At 56.2% G+C, this 17,687-nt stretch carries 16 protein-coding genes; 9 read left to right on the plus strand and 7 right to left on the minus strand.

Going from position 1 to position 17,687, the window contains the following annotated elements; translation table 11 throughout:
* Positions 1–20: 20 nt before the first annotated feature.
* Positions 21–1,871, plus strand: coding sequence for a M48 family metallopeptidase (locus tag EDC52_RS11100; RefSeq protein WP_131865388.1), 1,851 nt, complete (start codon positions 21–23; stop codon positions 1,869–1,871).
* A gap of 324 nt (positions 1,872–2,195) precedes the next feature.
* Here the strand turns inward: EDC52_RS11100 and EDC52_RS11105 are convergent, their stop codons facing one another.
* On the minus strand, positions 2,196–3,218 hold the full coding sequence (locus tag EDC52_RS11105) for a zinc-dependent alcohol dehydrogenase family protein (RefSeq protein WP_230468026.1): 1,023 nt from the start codon (positions 3,216–3,218) through the stop codon (positions 2,196–2,198).
* A 137-nt stretch (positions 3,219–3,355) separates the two neighbouring features.
* Between EDC52_RS11105 and EDC52_RS11110 the strand changes: the two genes are divergently transcribed.
* Positions 3,356–4,282, plus strand: coding sequence for a LysR family transcriptional regulator (locus tag EDC52_RS11110; RefSeq protein WP_131865389.1), 927 nt, complete (start codon positions 3,356–3,358; stop codon positions 4,280–4,282).
* A 133-nt stretch (positions 4,283–4,415) separates the two neighbouring features.
* On the opposite strand, the gene EDC52_RS11115 is transcribed toward EDC52_RS11110, so the two are convergent.
* Positions 4,416–5,288 (minus strand): SDR family oxidoreductase, encoded by an 873-nt coding sequence (locus EDC52_RS11115; protein WP_131865390.1) that lies wholly within the window; start codon positions 5,286–5,288, stop codon positions 4,416–4,418.
* A gap of 208 nt (positions 5,289–5,496) precedes the next feature.
* Here EDC52_RS11115 and EDC52_RS11120 point away from each other — a divergent pair, with 208 nt between their 5' ends.
* Positions 5,497–5,904, plus strand: a complete 408-nt coding sequence (locus tag EDC52_RS11120) for a winged helix-turn-helix transcriptional regulator (protein WP_131865391.1) — start codon at positions 5,497–5,499, stop codon at positions 5,902–5,904.
* Positions 5,905–5,910: 6 nt separating this feature from the next.
* Here the strand turns inward: EDC52_RS11120 and EDC52_RS11125 are convergent, their stop codons facing one another.
* Positions 5,911–6,318 carry a LysR substrate-binding domain-containing protein gene (locus tag EDC52_RS11125; RefSeq protein WP_407924213.1) on the minus strand — a complete coding sequence of 136 codons (408 nt, stop codon included), beginning with the start codon at positions 6,316–6,318 and terminating at the stop codon, positions 5,911–5,913.
* Here EDC52_RS11125 and EDC52_RS20435 point away from each other — a divergent pair.
* Positions 6,255–6,419, plus strand: a complete 165-nt coding sequence (locus EDC52_RS20435; protein ID WP_407924209.1) for a hypothetical protein — start codon at positions 6,255–6,257, stop codon at positions 6,417–6,419. The two genes, EDC52_RS11125 and EDC52_RS20435, sit on opposite strands and share 64 nt — an antisense overlap.
* A gap of 164 nt (positions 6,420–6,583) precedes the next feature.
* Here the strand turns inward: EDC52_RS20435 and EDC52_RS11135 are convergent, their stop codons facing one another.
* On the minus strand, positions 6,584–8,365 hold the full coding sequence (locus EDC52_RS11135; RefSeq protein ID WP_131865393.1) for a sodium:solute symporter family transporter: 1,782 nt from the start codon (positions 8,363–8,365) through the stop codon (positions 6,584–6,586).
* Between the two features lie 256 nt (positions 8,366–8,621).
* Here EDC52_RS11135 and EDC52_RS11140 point away from each other — a divergent pair, with 256 nt between their 5' ends.
* The 4 genes from EDC52_RS11140 (at position 8,622) to EDC52_RS11155 (ending at position 13,692) form a co-directional block, all read left to right on the plus strand.
* Positions 8,622–9,965: an alginate lyase family protein gene (locus EDC52_RS11140; protein WP_131865394.1), complete on the plus strand. Its 1,344-nt coding sequence runs from the start codon at positions 8,622–8,624 to the stop codon at positions 9,963–9,965.
* Positions 9,962–12,100 carry a heparinase II/III domain-containing protein gene (locus EDC52_RS11145; protein WP_131865395.1) on the plus strand — a complete coding sequence of 713 codons (2,139 nt, stop codon included), beginning with the start codon at positions 9,962–9,964 and terminating at the stop codon, positions 12,098–12,100. The genes EDC52_RS11140 and EDC52_RS11145 overlap by 4 nt, the downstream gene beginning before the upstream one ends.
* A gap of 10 nt (positions 12,101–12,110) precedes the next feature.
* Entirely contained in the window at positions 12,111–12,887 is a 777-nt protein-coding gene (locus EDC52_RS11150; RefSeq protein WP_131865396.1) for an SDR family NAD(P)-dependent oxidoreductase, read from the plus strand.
* 94 nt (positions 12,888–12,981) lie between these two features.
* Positions 12,982–13,692, plus strand: coding sequence for a FadR/GntR family transcriptional regulator (locus EDC52_RS11155; protein ID WP_131865397.1), 711 nt, complete (start codon positions 12,982–12,984; stop codon positions 13,690–13,692).
* Positions 13,693–13,781: 89 nt separating this feature from the next.
* Here EDC52_RS11155 and EDC52_RS11160 read toward each other — a convergent pair whose 3' ends face one another.
* Positions 13,782–14,465, minus strand: coding sequence for a glutathione S-transferase family protein (locus EDC52_RS11160; RefSeq protein WP_131865398.1), 684 nt, complete (start codon positions 14,463–14,465; stop codon positions 13,782–13,784).
* Positions 14,466–14,806: 341 nt separating this feature from the next.
* Between EDC52_RS11160 and EDC52_RS11165 the strand changes: the two genes are divergently transcribed.
* Positions 14,807–15,718 carry a LysR family transcriptional regulator gene (locus EDC52_RS11165; RefSeq protein WP_131865399.1) on the plus strand — a complete coding sequence of 304 codons (912 nt, stop codon included), beginning with the start codon at positions 14,807–14,809 and terminating at the stop codon, positions 15,716–15,718.
* Between the two features lie 150 nt (positions 15,719–15,868).
* On the opposite strand, the gene EDC52_RS11170 is transcribed toward EDC52_RS11165, so the two are convergent.
* Together EDC52_RS11170 and EDC52_RS11175 are read right to left on the minus strand one after the other, a co-directional pair.
* Positions 15,869–16,321, minus strand: a complete 453-nt coding sequence (locus tag EDC52_RS11170) for a universal stress protein (RefSeq protein ID WP_131865400.1) — start codon at positions 16,319–16,321, stop codon at positions 15,869–15,871.
* 51 nt (positions 16,322–16,372) lie between these two features.
* Positions 16,373–17,548: an MFS transporter gene (locus EDC52_RS11175; RefSeq protein ID WP_131865401.1), complete on the minus strand. Its 1,176-nt coding sequence runs from the start codon at positions 17,546–17,548 to the stop codon at positions 16,373–16,375.
* Positions 17,549–17,687 lie beyond the last annotated feature (139 nt).

Genomic DNA, 17,687 nt, shown 5'->3' on the forward strand with positions numbered 1-17,687 from the left:
CAACTTTAGAGTTTCATATTTTGAATAAATTAACGGCACTGAAAAAAAGTTATGCGAAAGTCTCTCTCTCTCTTCTGTTCACGCTTTTTTTGATTCCGGCCATTACGCTGGTATTTGCGCAATACGGCAGCAATCAGCTCGACCAGGAATATACTGACATTTTTATTAATGACGCGCGCGGACAAAACCAAGACGTCGATAAGCTGAACGCGTTCTTGCAACAGAATCCCCCTTCCAGCGTTTGTGGCGCCGTATCGGCAGATATGCTCGATTATCAGGACGCGGTCTGCGCCAGGAAGTCCGAACTGTGGCAGTTCCATATGATCGCTAAGCTGGCCTTTTGGACACTGGTCGCCAGTGTCGTGGTGCTGTTGATGGTGTTGTTATTCAGCGCACTGGCCTTTAGAAACCGCCAAGGGCAGTTATTGAGCCTGTCGCTGGCGCGCCCGTTCCTGATGATTGCCAGTGTGCTGGAAGTCGCGGCGCAGGGAGCGATGCTGGTTTGGCTATCCTTCTGGGGCACGGCTTTTTTTACCCAAACCTATTATCCAAAGCTGGTTTTTGCTGTAGGTATCATGGTTCTGGGCGGCATGTTCTATATCTTCAAAGGTATTTTCAAAAAGCTGCCGCCTGAAGAGGGCATTGAAGGTGAAGTGGTGACCCGGGAAGCGGCTCCGGCGCTGTGGCAGCGGATTGATTCGTTGGCGGCGAAACTGGGCACCACACCGCCGGACCACATCATTGCCGGTATTGATACCAACTTTTATGTGACCGAAGCACCGCTCGAGGTCAACGGGCAAATGCTGGAGGGGCGAAAACTTTATGTCAGTATCCCACTGCTGCGCCAACTGACCTCGGCTCAGGCTGACGGGGTGATGGTGCATGAGCTTACCCACCTGCACGAGGGCGATACCGCTTCAGGCGCCCTGTTGGGACCGAAACTGCATCGCTTCGATCTGTATACTCAGCTGATGGGGCAGAATGTATCGACGCTGGTGGTATTCTACCCATTGTGCCTGTACCGCATGTTGTTTGAACTTGCCTGGCAGCGTAACAGCCGCGAACGCGAGTTCGTCGCCGACCGCAGCGCCGCGACGCTGGTGACGCCGGCGGCGATTGTCGAATCACTGATTAAAATTTCTGCCTATGCCAGCTATCGGGGTGAAGTAGAACACGCCCTGTTTGAACATAAAACCCTGCACGAAAAAGAGCTGGGTATCAGTAAGGCGATTGCCGCCGGCCTGCCGCAGCATGTCAGCTCAGCGGATTTTATCAGCATGATGCGGGAGCAGAATATACCCCATCCGTTTGACTCACATCCGCCATTGGCCGACAGGATGCGCAACGTCGGTCACTCTGTTGAAGAACATCGCTATGCAGCGATTGCGGCCGAATTACCGGCGGACAGCTGGGTGGATTTGATGCCGGTTGCAGATACCATTGAACAACAGTTATGGCAGAAATACGAAAGCGACTTCTCGTCGGTGCATGAAGAAAGCCTGGCCTGGCGCTATCTACCCACCGGCGAAGAACAGACTGCGCTGGTCCTGAAGTATTTCCCCCCGGTGGCTTATACATTGAAAGATGGGCAGCAGGTTGAGATTACCTATCAGGGAGTGGTGACGGCGCAAACGACTGAACCACTTGAGTGGGATAATATCAAGAATATCAATGTAATCCGGCGATTTGGTACCGACGTGCTGTACCTGCAGCATGTCCAGCCAAACGCGCAGGGCAAAAAGCGCAGCGAGATCCGGCTGCCCGGGTTGAAAAAGGACATCGACGGCTTCAAACATATCTTGGGCCTTTATTGGCAGCGCCACCAGACGGTGCGGGCGCTGGAGGATCAAGCGCAGTACAGTGCGACGTAAATATCTACCGTAACGTTGCAGAGGTGATAAAACCGAAGCCAATCATGTCGGCGATGGTTTGGTTGACCTGGGGATTATCTCGCACCACACCGCCGTTAACCGTAATCCAGCGCGGTGGTGGCGGATGTTGCCGGGTCGCTCGCCAAAGCGCGATGCGTTGAAAACGGCGGATTGGGTCGCCATGACCTGATGTGATAAAGACGTCAGTTTCGACAGCAAAGCAAACCCCCTGTCAGCTCAGGCTGCCTGACTCGATCTTGGGATTAACCCGTGAGGATCTCGCTGATGACCCACTTTCATCACCCAAATTAAAATGTCTTCCAACTAGCCGGCAACGTCAATCACGATCTTGCCGAATGGCCTTTTTTTCAAATGCTCGAAAGCTGCCCGCAGGTCGCCTAGCGAATAGCGGGAATCGACCACTGGCGTGATGCGCGCTTGATCGACTGCACGAATAAATCGTTCCAGTGCCGTGCGGCTGCCTGTGCCAATGCCATGCAGGGTGATGTCCTTCAACATCAAAGGCATTGCCGGCGCGATAATGTCCCAGCCGTCAAGTGCGCCAATCTGGCAGATATGGCCGCCAACCGCGGTGACCTGAACCGACTGACCAAGATGCTTACCGCCGATAACCTCCAAAATGATGTCTGCTCCTCGGTCGGCAGTGAGCTGATAGACCGCCTCGGTCCAATCGCTGTTGACGTCGATAAAGTGGTCTGCGCCGAGTGCGCGCGCGCGCGCCTCGTAGGCGGGTTGACTGCAGACGATGACCTTAGCCCCGTTTGCCTTGGCTATCTGCAAGCCAAAAAGAGCGACCCCGCCGGTGCTGGGAATCAACACCGTATCGCCAGCTCTGACGCCTGCCCGCTCGACCAGCGCAAACCAGGCGGTGAGGCCAGCCACCGGCAATGTGCATGCCTGCCAAGGCTCCAGCGTGCTGGGTGCCGAGACAAGCCAGTCTTCCGGCATGGCAACATACTCGGCCAGTACGCCTGGATAATAGCCTCCCAAGGTCTGATAGGCCGGCGTTCGGGCGGTACCTGCACGCAGGCCGTCGATCCAGTCGGGAGTGGCCGTGGAGATAACCTTCATACCCACCTCGAAACGAGATGCGCCCTTACCGACAGCAACCACCTCTCCCGCAACATCAGATCCGGGTGTAAATGGGAACCTGAGAGGAAGTCCCCGGCCGGTCTCGATGACCATTTTATCGCGATAGTTCAGCGCGACTGCGTTGACTTTGACCAGGACTTCTCCCGGTCCGGCTGTCGGGGTCGCGACGTGGTTCAATCTGAGGTGCTGCATGCCTATAGAGTTGATTTCCCAACGTTTCATCAAGCTCATTATTTCACTCCTGGCATAACGGTAAGCAGCTTCACGGTACCATACCGGTCGCTTTACCGCCTTTCAGGACAGTATGCAGCCAGCAATTATGTTTTAATATGGTGATAATCTGGCATGTAGTATTGCGTTTGGAGATCATAATGGATGGGATGGAATTCACCCAGTTAAAGGCTTTTGTCACCGTATGTGATGAGCGAGCATTTGGACGCGCTGCCAAGCGGCTGGCAGTATCGCCGTCAGCCCTAAGCCGTGCGGTGCGCTCTTTAGAGAGCCGACTAGGCATTCGCCTGCTAAATCGTACAACCCGAAGTGTCGGACTGACTGAGGCCGGAGCGGTTCTTTATGAACGCATCAAGCCGATGCTGGCGGGGATGGATGAAGCGGTACTGGCGGTCGAGGCCTATCAAGGAACGCCGATGGGGGTGGTTCGCATTAATTTGCCAAGTATCGCCGCGCGGATAGCGGTCCTGCCCAAATTACAGCAGTTCCGTCTGGCTTACCCGGCAGTTCGCTTGGATCTGGTGATAGACAATGACATTACGGACGTGGTTGCTCAAGGTTTCGATGCCGGCGTGCGGATTGGCGGGCAAATCAGTCGCGATATGGTAGCCGTGCGCATTACCCCCGATCTTCGAATGGCGGTGGTCGGTGCGCCTGCCTATTTTGCCGATCGACCGCCACCCCAGGTCCCGGCTGAGCTGAAAGATCACTTCTGCCTAACGTACAAATGGAAAAGTACCGGGGCCTTATCTCAATGGCGCTTCGACAATGGCGGCAGTGTATTCGATGTTGAAGTGAATAATGTTCTTACCTTAAATGACACCGATCTGCTGCTGTTGGCGGCCTGCAGGGGCCTGGGATTGGCCTGCCTTGTCGAGGATCTGGTCGAGTCAGCTCTGGAAAACAAACAGCTCATCCGCGTTCTCGAACCGTGGTGTCAGTTTTTTCCGGGATTTTACCTCTATTATTCTGAACGCACTCACATGCCTGCTTCGCTGCGTGCGTTCATTGACTTCCTGAAAATTGGCGAACCGGGTTTATTGATGCCGAAGGGCTTAATTGATTGATAAATATGTTAATTATAATTATTTTACACCTGTTATCTCAATGGCCTACACCGATTGCGCATCGCTTCTGTCCGAAGCCATTCGACACCGGAAGCGCTGCTGCGACCAAGCGACGCCATAGCGCGGTTTTTGCTTAACGAGCGGGATAGTTTTGTCGCAGAAATTCCTGCGCAGTCATCGGTTTGCGGCCGAGCAGTTTTTCCAGGTCTCCCGTTTGGCCATCGAATTCGCCGGCGTTGATGGCTTGCAGCCACTGCAGCGCGAAATGGGCGGCCGGTTCAGGCAGGCCGGCGGCCATCAGACGGTTTAAGTAGTCCTGTTCCGGGCAGGCGATGAATGGCACTGGCTTGCCGCTTATCGCCGACAGGATCTGCGCGATATCAGCAAGCGAAACCGCCGAATTACCGTACAGCGAGTAGCTTTTGTTTTCATGGCCCGCTTCACTGAGCACCACCGCATGCGCCTCTGCCAGTTCATCACGACTGGCATAGCTCGCTTTACCCTCGCCAGACGGCGCGTAGACCCCGGTCTGCAGGGCCTGACTGCCGATATAGAATTCTATGCTGTCAAAAAACGGCGGATGGCGCACCAGGGTATAGGTCAGCCCGGAAGCCTGCAGGGCCTGCTCAACGAACAGATCCTGCTCAGTGACCTGCGGCAGGAAAAAGTCCGAGCCCGTAGGGTGGATGATCGGCATAAAGACAATGTGCTTGACGCCAGCCTGCCGGGCGGCGTTGATAACATTTTGGTGCTGGCGATTGCGATCGCTAAAAGCGGTGGCGGAGACCATCATCAGTTTGTCGACATCGGCAAAGGCACCCACCAGCCCTGGATAGTCGACATAGTCCCCCTGGCGAATCTCAATGCCTTCGGCGGCGAGGCTGGCTGCCTTGGCGGGGTCGCGGGCAAGACCGACCAGACTGTTGGCGGGGGTGCGTTTCAAAAGGTGCTGGAGCGTTTTACTACCGATATGTCCGGTTGCGCCGGTAACGAGAATTTTTGCCATGCTGAGTTCCTGTGGATTAAGGATTTAGGCAGAACAGGGGCGCGAAATTATATGAGCGGATATTTGGTTGCCGGAATGCACCAACGGAAAGCCGTTCTTGCATCCCTCAATAAAGACCATCTGCCATGGCTGCAAATATATAGACGAACTTTCCATTATGCTAGTATGCACCTTTTGGTAAGTAGCCAAATTCTTCTGGAGCGAGACCATGAAACAGACCCCGTTTAGTTGCGGTATTGAAGCTGCGCTGTTCGTGCTCGGCGGTAAGTGGAAACCCACGATGCTTTACCATCTGGTACAGGGGACGCGTAGATATGGAGAGCTGAGGCGGGCGGTAGGAGGAATCAGCGACAAGGTCCTTATTCAGCAACTCAAAGAATTACAGTTGGATGGGATTGTCAAACGCATCGACTACGGTGAGATCCCCCCTAAGGTTGAATACTCGCTAACTGATTTCGGCAAGACCCTGGCCGCGACGTTGGCCCCTTTATGCCAATGGGGATCCGAGCATATGCAGGAGATTGAAGAAATCGTCATGCGTCGCCGTCCCAATGCGCGCCAGTCTGATCAGCAGGACCATAACGGCCAAGCAGCAACTGCCGATGCTGGTCGGTGAGGCCATTCATTGCGGTTGAAATGGCGCATTGGCATTGGTCTCAAGCAACTGGTCTATCAGGTTGCGCACCGTCGGCAATCGCTCATGGCGCCGAAACAGAGCCGCGACCTCCGAGATAATGGCGGGCCCGGCAATCTCCCTGAAGACCACATTCGGCAGTTGAACGGTGTTGATAAGTACACTGGGAATAACGGCAACACCTACACCCAGCGCTACCTGGGTCAGCACCGCAACCAGCGAACCGGGCGACGAGATAATATGGGGATCGAATCTCCCGCGCCTGGCCACCTCGCGCAGGCCAAGCACTTGCTCGGGGATGACAAACGACTCGCTGGCCGTGCGTGATCGCCGTGGTCGATAGTGCCGGTGCGCCCATCGTTCTGGTGCGCATGGATAACGCCGCCGTGCCGGCAGGCGTCGAACTGGCTCCAGGCAAGGCTCGCCGCCCCAGCATGATGAAGACATTGCCCAGGCCGGTGCTGCGGCGCTCAAATAGCGGCTTTCGCTGCCGGTAGCGTGACGTTACCGCTTCGGCAATAAGAGGACATCGACCCTTGGCCGTATACGGATGGGGGGATAACGGCGCAAAACGCTGCAGCCGACGCGGGTTATCAGCCGGTAAAAATGCAGGACTGCCTAGCGCAAGTCCTGCATTTGCCATCCGGTACCCATGACGTTGCTAGATGCCTCTTACTGCTTTGGCCGCCTGGGCTGCTTTCATCCCTTTTTCTGCGCTGCGGTGCAAAACCCAGCCGAACAGCAGAATTGACAAGGCGCACAGCAAAAACAGCACTCTGCCCCACAGGGGATTAGGCACCAGTACCATCAGCAACAAACCCGCGCCCATGTACATCGAAATACGGCCGATTTTGTCGCGTTGCAGCCGGTCAAACTCATCCTGTTCATCATCGGCATACACCGGCGTTTCCATATCGGCGAAGAATTGCCGGCGCTGGGCGTTTCTGGCCGTTTCTTGCTCGCGATAAAACAGCCTGGTCAGGCAGAAGAACCCGCCGGTAAACACCAGATGGGCGAAGATGTTCCACATGATCGCCACATCCAGCAGCTCACGCGCCGTCAAGGTCATGCCCAGCAAACGTGCGACATCCGGGGCGGTGAACAGGTTCGCCACCACGTAAGACACGCATAAGCCAAACAGCACGGTTACCCACGCCGCCCAGTCCGGCGTTTTACGGATAAACACCCCGAGGAACAGCGGCACTATAATCGGCGCCTGCATCAGGGTGCCGACTTTCATCATCAGGTCAAACAGGCTGACCGTCTGCATGGTGTGCATGTATTGCGCCACCAGAATAACCAGCACACCGTTCACCACGCAGGCCAGCTGGCCGACGCGCAACTGGTATGTGTCACTGCGTTCGCTGTTGCGGTTGATAATCGGCGTCCAGAAGCTGCGCACGAATATCCCCGAATTACGGTTCAGCGCGCAGTCCATGGAAGACATGGTAGCGGCGAACAACCCGGCCATCAGCAGGCCGACGGTGCCCATTGGCATCGCCCGTTCGGCGAAAATCAGATACACCGCATCAGTGGCGTTTTTGCCCAGTTCCGGATGGGCGGTTGCCGCGTCCGGATAAAGGATCGCTACTGCCCAGGGCGGAATAAACCAGATGACGGTGCCTATCAGCATCAGTACCAGCGCGAACAGCGCCGCTTTTTTGGCATTGAAGCTGTCTTTGGCATTGAGGAAACGGTAGGAATCCTGCAGGTTATTGATACTTTGTACATTTTTTATAAAGAAAAACAGGAAGCAGGCCACCAGCAAGGAAATATAATGCGGGCCGACATCCGGGCCGGTAAAGAACCCGGCAGGGAACTCGGTGACCAGTTTCACTGGGCCGCCGACCTTGAACAGCGCCACTACCGCGCAGGCAATGGAAATAATCGCCACCACCAGCGTCTGTACAAAGTCACTGGCCACCACACCCCAGGCGCCGCTCAGCAGAGAGATTACCAGCACCACGATGCCGGTTACCCACAGCGTCAGCGTGATGTCGTGCTGGAACACCGCACTGGCAAACACCGCCAGGCTGTTAAGCCACACGCCGGCGCTGAGGATACTCAGCGGGATAATCATCCAGGTGAAAAACTGTTCGTTACCTTTGCCGAAGCGATGGTTAATGGCCTCGGTGGCGGTATCAACCCGTAGCTGGCGGAAACGGGTGGCAAACCACCACCAGGCGACCAGATAGCCAAACACATTGCCGGCGAATACGCTGACGACGTTGAAGCCATAGCGGTAAGCCTGGCCGGCGGCGCCGGTAAATGTCCAGGCGCTGAACTGGATCATGAATGCGGTTGCGCCGACCATCCACCAGAGCATTCGACCACCGCCGCGGAAATAGTGGCTTGAGGAACCGGAAGCCATTTTTTTAAAGGCATAGCTAATGGCAATCATCAAGACGAAGTAACCGATCATGACCAGAACGTTGATATCCATTGTCGTGACTCTCTCGTTGGTAGGGTGAGGTGTTTTTGGTTATGTATTGAGCAAGAGTAGAAGAGTGAACTGAAATTAATAGTCAGACAAATAAGAAATGCTTAGTTTGTTATGAAATTGTGAGTATTGTCACTTGTTGGGCTTTTAACGGGCTATTGTGGCAATTACCGCTGGCTAAACTGACGGTTCATTGCTTTATTAGTATGACTAAAGCTGGAGATCCGATCGCGATAACGGCGTTCAGCCGGGAGAAAATATGACGTCAACAGGGTCTGGTAACGGAAAAAGAATCACCCCAGGTAGCTTGCTGATAGTGGCGTTGATGACCGGTGCAGCAGGCGCCCTGGCGGCGGAGCCGGCATTTTTGCATAGTGCCCAGCTGGCGGTTGTCCGTCAGCAACTGCAGAACCACAGCGCGGCGCCGCAAACCTTAGAGGCCTATCGGCATTTACTGGCCGCAGCGGATTCGGCCCTGCAGCAACCGGCCCTGAGCGTGACCGATAAAGGCATGACGCCGCCAAGCGGCTCGAAGCATGATTACCTTAGCCTGAGCGCTTATTGGTGGCCTGATGACAGCAAATCCGACGGATTGCCGTGGACTCGCAAAGACGGCCAGGTTAACCCGGCGAGTAAAAACAATCAGAGTGACGGCGTGCGGCTGGCGGATTTCACCGCCCGGGTGCAGCACCTGACACTGGCCTGGTATTTCTCCGGTGAGCAGCAGTACGCCGATAAAGCCGCCAGCCTGCTACGCACCTGGTTTATCACGCCCCAGACCCGCATGAACCCGAACTTGAACTTCGCCCAGGGCGTACCGGGCATATCGCCGGGGCGCAACGCGGGCGTGCTGGACGGTCGCTATTTTTCCACCCGCATTGTCGATTCCCTGGTGTTGCTGCAGGGAAATCCGGCCTGGACCGATAACGACCAGCAACAGCTGCGGGCGTGGATGCAGGATTACCTGCACTGGTTGCAGAGCAACAAACTCGCCATCAAAGAAAGCCAGACCAAAAACAACCACGGCAACTGGTATGCAACGCAGGTGGCGGGCATTGCCTGGTATCTCGGTGATAAAGCGGTGATTGGCGAGATGGCTAAGCTTACGAAAAGTAAGCTGGATGTGCAGTTGAACGCTGACGGCACGCAGCCTGAAGAACTGGCGCGCACCCGTTCTTTTCATTACAGCTATTTCAACTTACAGGCGGTCAGCCTGCTGGCGGTGCTGGCGCAAAAAAATGGTATTGACCTCTGGCATTATACAACGCCGTCGGGGGGCAGCATACTCGCTTCGCTCGATTTTATGGCGCGTTATACCGATCCCTTTGTGCCATGGCCGTATGAAGCCCTCGACGAAATCCGGGTGCGGCCGGTGCCATTACTTTCGTGGGCGGACAACGCCATCGGTGAAAACCGTTATGAGCAGCACATCCGCAGCGCGACGTTCAGTTGGCCGTCTGTGGCTAAACCGACCTCTGACGGCTATGACCAACGGGTCACCCGCGGGGCGGTGATGGAAGCTGAACGCGAAACCTGGCTGCTGTCACTGCCGTCGTTTGCGGCGGGATATGTCGCGCCCCACACCCAGGAGGCTAAAAAATGAATGATTGGCAGCCATTGCTGATAAGCGTCAGCGAAGCGGAAAAACTGCGCGGACAGCTGGAAGCGAACTCCCCGTTAGGCTCAGCCCTGCGAGCGCAAATCGCCACGCTTGAAACACTGATCACCCAACCGCTGAGCATTCCCGGTCACGGCGAAGGGGGCGGTCCGGAGCATACGCAGCACAAGCAAAATTATCTGGCTATCAATCTGGCCGGGCGTTTATTCCTGATAACCGGTGAACCGCGTTATTACGATTACGCGCTGGCGCTACTGAACGGCTATGCCGCTATTTATCCCGCCCTCGGCAGCGCCACCAGCAAAGACAGCAACGCGCCCGGCCGGTTGTTCCATCAGACGCTGAATGAAAACATGTTCTGGCTGTATGCGGTCGAAGGCTATCACTGCCTGATACCCTCGCTTGACGCGGCCCAGCGTCAGAATATCGAAGATCATCTTTTTAGTGTGATGGCGGCTGACGCGCTGAACCGACACGCCGGGGATTTCGATATCGTGCATAACCACGGTATCTGGTCGGTGGCGGCGGCGGCCATCAGCGGCTACGTGCTGGGGGATGCACCCCTGGTGGAAAAAGCCCTGTACGGCCTGAGAGGCGACAGTGAAAGTGGTGGTTTCTTCGCCCAGCTTAGCCAGCTGTTTTCACCTGATGGCTACTACATAGAAGGTCCGTATTATCACCGCTTTGCGCTGCGCCCGCTGCTGTTGCTGGCGGAAGCTATTGAACGGCGTCAGCCGGCATTGCAGATTTATCAGTTTCGCGGGCAGATTATCCGTAAAACCTGTGAAGCCCTCCTGCAGACGGCTTTCCCCGACGGCACCTGGCCGGCGCTGAATGATGCCTCTAAAACCATCAATATTCGTGATGATGGCGCCGTGATTGCCGCCAGCGTTTGCTACTTCCGCTATGATCAGTCGCCGCAGTGGGCCGCTGTCGCGCAACAGCAGCGCACCCTGTGGGTCAGTGCCGCCGCCCTGGAATTATCCGCCGCGCTACAGGCTCTGCCCGCGCAAGCGGTGAACTGGGGCAGCGTCGAACTGCGCGATGGTCCGGAAGGCAGCCAGGGCGGGATCGGCATTTTACGCCATGACGCTGCAGACCCGGCTATGGCGTTGATGTACTACGGCCAGCACGGCAGCATTCCGCGACTGCATTCGGCACTGAATCATGGACACTTCGACGGGCTGCATCTCAGCCTGTTCAGTCGCGGACGTGAGTTCCTGCGGGATTACGGTTTTGGCCGCTGGGTAAATATTGAACCGAAATTTGGCGGTCGCTACATTGCGGAAAACCACAGTTACTGCAAACAGACGGTGGCGCACAATACGGTAGTGGTGGACGGTCAAAGTCAGAATAACGGCGACAGTCTGCAGGCGGAACAACGCTTTGGCGAACCGCATTTCTTTGTCACCGGCAATCCGGCCATGCAGGGCATGAGCGCCCGGCTGACCGGCTATTATCCCGGGGTGGGACAGCAACGCACCGTGCTGATGCTCAGCGTGCCGGCATTACCCTCGCCGCTGATTGTCGATGTGTTTCGCCTGACCAGCCCGCAGCCGCACCAGTACGATTATTGCCTGCATCATCTGGGGCAGTTTATGGCCAGCGATACCGCGCTGCAGGCTGCCGCACAGCTCACCCCCTTGGGTACAGATCACGGCTATCAGCATTTGTGGGACTGCGCGCGGGCCAAAATTGCCCCGGGTGATTCCGCTTTATTCAGCTGGCTCGACGGCGACAGCTACCAGACGCTGGTCAGCGCTTTTCCCGCCGGCGGTGAGCTGATTGTCGCCCGTACCGGTGCGGGCGATCCGCATTTCAACTTGCGCTGCGAACCGGCACTGCTGCTGCGGACTCACGGCACCGACGCCATTTTTGCCAGCGCGTTTGAAACCCACGGCTATTTCGATGAAGCGACAGAAACCTCGATTGATGCGCGCGGCCAGGTGGAACGCATCCGCGTGGTCAGTCATGACCCATGCCAAACCGAACTGGCTATTTTCTTTACCGGCAACCGGACGTTAAGCGTTTGCATTAATAACGGCGACGCACCGGCAGCGGAAGATGCGTTCAGTGTGGCTTGGCAATCCGTCTCTCACCTCAATATCCCTCAATCATAAAGGAGTCATCATGTTTAACGATTTGGCAGGTCTGCGGGTGTTGATCACCGGTTCAACCAAAGGTATCGGGTTGGCGGCGGCCAAGGCCTTTGCCGCCGCCGGCGCCCAGGTCGGTATCAACGGCCATCGTCACGATGCCGCCCACGACCAACTGGCGGCAGACATCGCCATCAGCGTTGGCGAAGTGGCCTATTTTGGCGCCGATGTGACCCAATCCGCCGAGTGTGAGGCGCTGGTGGCGAAATTTGTCGCTCGCTTTGGCGGCATTGATGTGCTGGTCAATAACGCCGGGGGGCTGGGCGGACGTCAGGGGCTGGAGAATATCGACGACGAATTTTATGATCAGGTGATGAACCTCAATGCCCGTTCGGCGCTGATGGTCACTAAATTCGCTATCCCGCATTTACGGCAGGCGGCCAAACAACGCGGCAAAACCAGTTCGGTTATCAGCACCGGTTCGATTGCCGGACGCGAAGGCGGCGGGCCGGGAGCCAGCCTTTACGCGGCCTCGAAGGCCTGGCTGCACAACATAAACCGTAACTGGGTAAAGGAATTCACCCAAGACAATATTCGTTTCAACGTCATAGCACCCGGCACCATCGACACGGTATTCCATGCCGACAAGAGCGCGGAAGTCCGTGATAAAATCGCCGGCTCCATTGCGATGGGCCGTTTCGGCACCTCTGAGGAACTGGCGCCGTCTTATCTGTTTTTCGCCTCTCATGCCTGCAGTGGCTATATCACCGGCCAGATATTGGACGTCAACGGCGGCCAGATGGCGCCGTAGCGCACAAATCGGTGGCCTCAGTGCGACGGGCGCATGCAGCGCGCCGTCGTCTGCACTATGATGTCGGCAATCTGTACAGGAAAAAGGGCAAAGCATGACGATGCAGTTTGAAACCGCCGCAGGCATGACCCGTGGCCTGAGTACCCATATCTCCCGCGACATTGCACGCAAAATTCTGTCGGGTGAACTGGCGTCAGGTGCAATCCTGCCGAGTGAAGTCGATTTGGGTGAACAGTTTGGCGTCAGCCGCAGCGCGCTGCGAGAAGCCTTGAAGCTGCTGACCTCCAAAGGATTATTGGAGTCACGGCCGAAAATAGGCACTCGCGTCAAAGAACGCCCGCAATGGAACATGCTGGATCCACAGTTGCTGGAATGGATGCAGGGCATGGAAGCGACGGAAGATATCTATCACCAGTTTCTGGAATTTCGCAAGGCGATAGAACCGCACGCCACTGCGCTGGCGGCAGTGAATGCCAGCAAAGATCAGCGGATTGAACTGTCCCGGATTTACCGCCAGATGTGCCATGTGGCGGAAAACTTCGATCCTAAGCTTTGGGTCGATATCGATACGCAGTTTCACCGGATGATTTTTATTTCCTCGGGCAACTGTTTCTATGTGCCGTTCGGCAATGTGCTGACCACCATATTCAAGTGGTTCTTTGAGTATTCCTCAAAAGAAGGCGGCATGTGCCTGAATGAGCATAAAACGATCTACGAAGCCATCATGGCCGGTGACGAAGGTGCGGCGTATTCAGCGTCGCTGAGTCTGATGAAAGGGCATAAGCACCGGCTGCATAAGGAGTAGCACTTTTGACTGCTTGAATTGGTGGGGCGAACTACCATTACATCAGGGACGTGGGCTGCCGCTAATCCAGAACAGTTCATGATCCATCGTCAACCCTCCCGTCCTTTCAGTTCTATTCCTGCACCGGCCAGCGCGCTCTCGATACGCGCGTCCACCTCCCGCTTCGTCTCCGCCCAGGCCGGCACGGTATCGAGCAGTCGCTGCTGCCACGCGACAAGGTTCGGGAATAGTGAGAAGGGGACCCTGGTGCGTGCCGACTGCGAAAAGGGCGCAGCGATGTCAATGTCGGCCAGCGTCAACTGGTCGCCAACGATGAACCGACGCTCTGCTAGATGGGCGTCTAGCACCGCGGCGGCGGCCCGGATCTTGTCGAACGCCAACTGGACGATACTGTCATCCTCGGGCTGGCCCATGAAGCGCTTCGCGATTCGCTCGTCGAACGTGAGCGTCGCGAATATCCGCCACTGCTCGCCTGACCAGAACATCCACTGCAATATCTGGTAGCGCTCAGCAGGTGAGGCGCCGAGTAGGTCGGATCCGACTTTCTCGGCGAGGTAAATGTTGATCGCCGACGACTCGTAGAGAACGACATCGCCGTCCACCATCACCGGGCTCAGTCCATGGGGATTGAGCTTCAGGAATTCGGCCGTATGGCTCTCGCCCTTGAAAAGATCGATATTCACGCGCTCGATGTCGATGCCCATGATCGCTGCTGCAGAGATAACGCGGCGCCGGCTACCAGAACCGGGATCGCCATAAATCTTAATTGCCATAAGTATTCCTATCAGTTAATGGCCTGCGAGCGGCCGGTAGAATCAAGACTCGCATATTCCATAATGGAATGATATTGACAGTTATCGAATAGCATCTATTCTTGAAGGGAATTTATGGCGATATTCGTGCCGGGGACTGTATCTCGTCAGTGAACCCCAATGACTCCCAGCTGGAATAAAAAACGTTAACAGCCAACGATGCCTACGACCGCTTCGAAGGGTATCCAACAAGCCCTCGCACGGGTCCTAAAGGCATGCTGAAGACCACGAATTCGCGTCTTCGAACAATCGAATGAAAGCGGAAACTGCTATATTTTCTCTTCGTGTGTGGAATAAAAGTGATGGATAAATTAGACGCAATGCGGACGTTCGTGCGCGTCTTCGAAAGCGGAAGCTTTTCTCAGGCCGCGCGGGATCTGAACGTCACACAACCGACGGTCAGTAAACAGATTGCTGCGCTTGAAGCGCGTCTGGGGACACAACTCCTCGCGCGCAATTCTCGTGCCCTTGCCGTGACGTCAGCAGGACAGGACTATTACGAGGGCATCGTCCGCATTCTTCAAGATCTCGACTTCGTCGAAGAGAGAGTCCTTGAAGGGCAGTCGGCTCCTTCGGGGCTGGTTCGTGTGACCCTCTCGCCCGCTTTCGGCAGGATGTTCGTCATTCCCCGGCTCTCTGCATTCAGAAAGCGATTTCCCAACGTCGCGATCGAGATGGAGGTTTCCGGGCGGCACGTTGACCTGATCGAAGAGGGAATAGACGTCGCGATCCGTATCGGCCGGCTTGTGGATTCAGCTCTCGTCGCCCGGCGCATCGGCGACATGCGGATGATAACTCTGGCTTCCGCCGCCTATATTGCCCAACACGGGACGCCGCAAACGTTAGACGAGCTCCGCACCCATCAGCGTATAAGCTATGTCTACCAAAGAGATGTCGTCGGGTGGGGTTTCCATGTTGACGGCCGTCAGGTTACGGTCGATGGTGGGGGAGCCTTCCGTACGAACGACGCCGAGCATGTCCGCGGCGCGGTCCTCGCCGGACTCGGCATCGCTCACCACGCCAGTTGGTTGTTTACGGATGTGCTGGCCTCTGGCGAGGTTGTGCGTATTTTGGAGCAGCATGCGCCGCCGCCGTTTCCGATCCACGTTATTACCGTTGCCGGACGGCGTATGCCCTCCCGGGTAAGGCAATTTATCGATTTTCTTGCTCAGATTTGCGCCGAGGAGCCGGAGTTAAGGTTAGCGGGCGGTTAGTCGGTCGTGGAGCGGACGGCGTCGGATTCGCCCTGAATAAGGGGGCACTGAGCAGGCCCTGTCCGGTGCTCACTCTACGCTTCACCCATGCGACCGAACCCACGAAATACTCATCAATGACCGCCGGCTTCCTGGGTTCGCACAGTCGCTTTAGCGAATGACCAACACCGGTATCGGGCTTTGGGCCAGGACTTCCGAGGTCTGGCTTCCCAACAGCAAACGATCAAGGCCGCGGCGACCATGGGAGGACATCACGATCAGGTTGCAGCCGCGTTCCCTGGCCGTCGCAATAATCGCTTCGGCTGGTAGCGCGTCAGGTCGATGAATGGTCTGGGCCTCGACACCGAGCCGGCCGGCTGCGGCCTTTGCTTTAGCAAGAACCCGTTCGGCAGCCTCCTTTCGGCCGGCTTCATATGCCACCATCTCATCCGGTGCCGGGATCCAGCCAGCGCCTCCGGCCGGTCCGGCATAGGTATGAAGCTGTTCGGTGACGGTAATGATCGTTACCTTGGCACCGAGCTTTTGTGCCAGTGACAGTCCCTGGTCGATGCCCTGCTGGGCAACGTCTGAACCGTCGGTCGAAAGAAGAATGTGCTGGTACATGCGCGTTTCCTTGATGTTAGACGTTTTTAGCTGAACGGATCACCGCGCCAGTTAGTGACCTATGATGGGGCGCGGATCAGCCGATGGCGTATGGCCGCGTGAGAACACGGCTATGATTAAGCTAATCACCGCTATAGCGGCGCCGGTAAAGGCGACAGCCGGGTAGCCCAGGCTTGCGTCGATCACCCATCCGCCAAGCACCGCCCCGATCGCATTGCCAAGATTAAACGCCCCGATATTTACCGCTGAAGCCAGGCTTGGCGCTCCGCTCGCAGCCGACATGATCCGCACCTGAATCGGGGGGACCAGAGCAAAGCTCGCCGCCCCCCACACAAAGATGATTAAACCGCTGACATAGATATTGGACATGAACAGAGCGAAGGCGCCCAGCATGATCGCGTTGATGCAGAGCGAACCGATAATGGTTCTATCAACCGAGATATCAGCGAACTTGCCGCCAAGCCAGCTGCCAAGGGTCATTCCAACCCCGGCGGTCAGCAGTATGATTGTGACAAAGTTGATGGATGCATTGGCTTCGGTCTGTAGGATCGGCGCGATATAAGTGAGGACCGTGAACACCGCGCTGTTGCTCATCACGGTCAATAACAGTGGGGTCAAAACATTTTTTTGCATCAGGACCCGAAGTTCTGCACCCACGTTGCCAGTCTTGTTGCCTGGAAGATCGGGCAGCGCTAGGCGGACCCCAATCAACTGCACCACGCCGATGGCAGCAATTCCCCAGAAGACCGCCCGCCATCCCAGATATTGTCCTACCCACGTTGCGGCCGGCACGCCAATGATGTTTGCCAGCGTCAGCCCCATGAACATCGTGGCGACGGCGGCGGCTCGACGCTCTGGCGCCGCCAGGCCCGCCGCGACAATAGAGCCGACGCCGAAGAACGCACCATGATTAATGGATGTGAAGACGCGCGACAGGATAAGCATCTCGTAGCTGGTTGACAGCGCGGATAAGATACTGCCGAGGATAAAGATCGCAGACATTGCCATCAGTAACGTTCTGCGCGGTACGCGGCCGGTGCTAAGCGTTACCAGCGGCGCCGCAATCATGACGCCAAATGCATAGGCACTGACCACAATACCTGCAGCCGGAATGGATACATTCAGATCGCCAGCGATAACAGGCAGCAGTCCCATAGGTCCAAATTCTGTAACGCCTATCGCAAAAGCGCCCACCGCCAGCGCCAAAAGCCCCAAGTTGAGCTTCATCTCACCACCTCTATAAAGATAAGCATAAAGAAAAGCGCGCCTGGCTGAGCTGTGCTCAGCCAACACTCCGCGCCATAATTCCGTTGATGTCTCGAAGGCTAGATAGCTTACCGTGGAGAATGAAGCCTGATAACCCGGT

It is taken from the genome of Biostraticola tofi (genome assembly GCF_004343195.1).
GTDB lineage: Bacteria > Pseudomonadota > Gammaproteobacteria > Enterobacterales > Enterobacteriaceae > Biostraticola > Biostraticola tofi.

What these genes read in the sequence shown, in the direction of transcription:
- EDC52_RS11160 (WP_131865398.1), bottom strand. Translation starts at nt 14,465, where the DNA reads ATGGCAATTAAGATTTATGGCGATCCCGGTTCTGGTAGCCGGCGCCGC.
- EDC52_RS11150 (WP_131865396.1), top strand. Translation starts at nt 12,111, where the DNA reads ATGTTTAACGATTTGGCAGGTCTGCGGGTGTTGATCACCGGTTCAACC.
- EDC52_RS11155 (WP_131865397.1), top strand. Translation starts at nt 12,982, where the DNA reads ATGACGATGCAGTTTGAAACCGCCGCAGGCATGACCCGTGGCCTGAGT.
- EDC52_RS11165 (WP_131865399.1), top strand. Translation starts at nt 14,807, where the DNA reads ATGGATAAATTAGACGCAATGCGGACGTTCGTGCGCGTCTTCGAAAGC.
- EDC52_RS11110 (WP_131865389.1), top strand. Translation starts at nt 3,356, where the DNA reads ATGGATGGGATGGAATTCACCCAGTTAAAGGCTTTTGTCACCGTATGT.
- EDC52_RS11140 (WP_131865394.1), top strand. Translation starts at nt 8,622, where the DNA reads ATGACGTCAACAGGGTCTGGTAACGGAAAAAGAATCACCCCAGGTAGC.
- EDC52_RS11135 (WP_131865393.1), bottom strand. Translation starts at nt 8,365, where the DNA reads ATGGATATCAACGTTCTGGTCATGATCGGTTACTTCGTCTTGATGATT.
- EDC52_RS11175 (WP_131865401.1), bottom strand. Translation starts at nt 17,548, where the DNA reads ATGAAGCTCAACTTGGGGCTTTTGGCGCTGGCGGTGGGCGCTTTTGCG.
- EDC52_RS11145 (WP_131865395.1), top strand. Translation starts at nt 9,962, where the DNA reads ATGAATGATTGGCAGCCATTGCTGATAAGCGTCAGCGAAGCGGAAAAA.
- EDC52_RS11115 (WP_131865390.1), bottom strand. Translation starts at nt 5,288, where the DNA reads ATGGCAAAAATTCTCGTTACCGGCGCAACCGGACATATCGGTAGTAAA.
- EDC52_RS11120 (WP_131865391.1), top strand. Translation starts at nt 5,497, where the DNA reads ATGAAACAGACCCCGTTTAGTTGCGGTATTGAAGCTGCGCTGTTCGTG.
- EDC52_RS11170 (WP_131865400.1), bottom strand. Translation starts at nt 16,321, where the DNA reads ATGTACCAGCACATTCTTCTTTCGACCGACGGTTCAGACGTTGCCCAG.